2 protein-coding genes are annotated in these 2,054 nt (G+C 68.6%); one reads left to right on the top strand and one right to left on the bottom strand.

The annotated features are described in order from the left end of the window. A partial coding sequence (locus ACFWPJ_RS31320) for a flavin-containing monooxygenase (protein ID WP_378856900.1) occupies positions 1-1,627 on the bottom strand: 1,627 nt, incomplete at its 3' end. 196 nt (positions 1,628-1,823) lie between these two features. On the opposite strand from ACFWPJ_RS31320, the gene ACFWPJ_RS31315 reads away from it, so the two are divergent. Then, on the top strand, positions 1,824-2,054 hold a 231-nt coding region (locus tag ACFWPJ_RS31315), incomplete at its 3' end, for an FAD-binding protein (RefSeq protein WP_378856902.1).

Below are 2,054 nucleotides of genomic sequence, written 5' to 3'. Positions count from 1 at the left end.
GCTCGATGACGTCGAAGCCCTTGTACTCGGCGGCCGCGACCTCGGCGATGATCTCGCCGTAGACGCCGAACCCGCCGACGAAGGGCATGAACACCCGCGGCCTGCCCTCGATATTGGCGCCCAGGTACCACGAATTCGCCTGGGTCATCAGCGTTCCCGCCGCCCGGGCCGCGCATTCGCGCACCCACTCGGCCACCGCGTCCGGCCGCGCCTCGAGTGCCGTCGCTCCCCTGCTGTCGAGGAAGGCGATGGCCTCGGCCACCCAGTCGACGTGCAGTTCCGAGTGCAGCACCATGTTCGCCAGCACCGAGGGACTGCCGGGGCCGGTCAGGTTGAACAGGTTGGGGAAGCCCGTCATCCCCAGTCCCAGATAGGTCTTCGGCCCTTCCCGCCACGCCTCGTTGAGCGATTCGCCGCCGCGGCCGACGATGTTCATCCGCGACACCGATCCGGTCATCGCGTCGAATCCGGTGGCCAGCACCAGGGTGTCGATCGGGTAGTGCGTGTCGCCGGTGTGCACGCCCGCCGCGTCGATGCGGGTGATCGGGGTCGAACGCAGGTCGACGAGCTCGACATTGTCGCGGTTGTAGGTCTGGTAGTAGTTCGTGTCGGTGCAGATGCGCTTGGTGCCGATCGGGTGATCGCGCGGGACCAGCAGGTCGGCCACCCGCGGGTCGTCGATCACGGCGCGCACCTTCTCCTCCCAGAACAGCCGGGCGGTGTCGTTGGCGGGCAGGGTGACCAGCTGGTCGGGGAAGGTCTTGCTGAACAGCACACCGCCCAGCGCCCAGCGCTTCTCGTAGGCCTCACGCAGTTCCTGCTCGCTCACCTCGAGCGCCGACTGTTGGTGTGCCTGGTGCGGGGAACCGCCGCCGCTGGCCATCGACAGCCGCCTGCGCTCGGGGTAGTTCGCCTTGTGCGCCTGTCGTTCCTCCTCGCTCAGCGGTGTATTACCGGCGGGCACACTGTAATTGGCGGTCCGCTGGAAGACGTGCAGTTGCTCGGCCTGCTCGGCCAGGCACGGGATCGTCTGGATGCCGGAGGATCCGGTGCCGATGACGCCCACGCGCTGCCCGGTCAGGTCGACGCCCTCGTGCGGCCAGTGCGAGGTGTGCAGGGTCTGACCCGCGAAAGTCTCGAGGCCCTCGATGGCCGGGGTGTTCGCGTTCGACAGCGGGCCGGTGGCCAGCACCACGAACCGGGCCGACACCGCGTGCCCGGTGTCGGTGGCGACCTGCCAGCGCAGGGTCTGCTCGTCGAGCACGATATCGGTGACGCGCGTGCCGAATTCGATGTCGCGGCGCAGGTCGTAGCGGTCTGCGACGTGCTCGAGGTAGGACAGGATCTCGGGCTGGGTGGCGTACTTCTCGCTCCAGTTCCACTCCTGCTGCAGCGCGTCGTCGAAGGAGTACGAGTAGTCGACGCTCTCCACGTCGCAGCGCGCGCCCGGGTAGCGGTTCCAGTACCAGACGCCGCCAACGCCCTCGCCCGCCTCGAACACCCGGACGGTCAAGCCGCTGCCGCGGAAGCGGTGCAGTGCGTACAGGCCGGCGATGCCGGCACCGACGACGACCACGTCGACGTCGGCCGGGCCCTTCACTGATGCCGATGGGGTCTCGGGGTTCACAGTGCCTACCTTTCGATGGAGACCGGTTCTCTGCGGGCGAGGCTAAGGACGCGCGGGCCGCGAGAGCAGGTGTCCTTCCCGCTGACCGGCACGTTCTCGCATCGATCGCCTCCCGGTGATCGGGATGATCCGCTGCGTGACCGCCGTCACCGGACCTACCGTCATCGGCACTACGAGGTGGTACCAGGAGGAAACAGTGGTGGACTGGAACGACGAGGTCGATGTGCTGGTCGCGGGGTCGGGCGGTGGCCTGGCCGGCGCCTACACCGCCGCCCGCGAGGGGCTCAGCGTCGCGGTGGTCGAGGCGACCGACAAGTTCGGCGGCACGACCGCGTATTCGGGCGGCGGTGGAGTCTGGTTCCCGTGCAACCCGGTCCTGGAGCGGGCGGGCACCGACGACACGATCGACGACGCGCTCACCTACTAC

Origin of the sequence: Nocardia sp. NPDC058497, assembly GCF_042720195.1 — a bacterium.
Classification (GTDB): domain Bacteria; phylum Actinomycetota; class Actinomycetes; order Mycobacteriales; family Mycobacteriaceae; genus Nocardia.
Note: the sequence above shows the minus strand (reverse complement) of the source record. Positions and strands in the feature narration are given on the sequence as shown.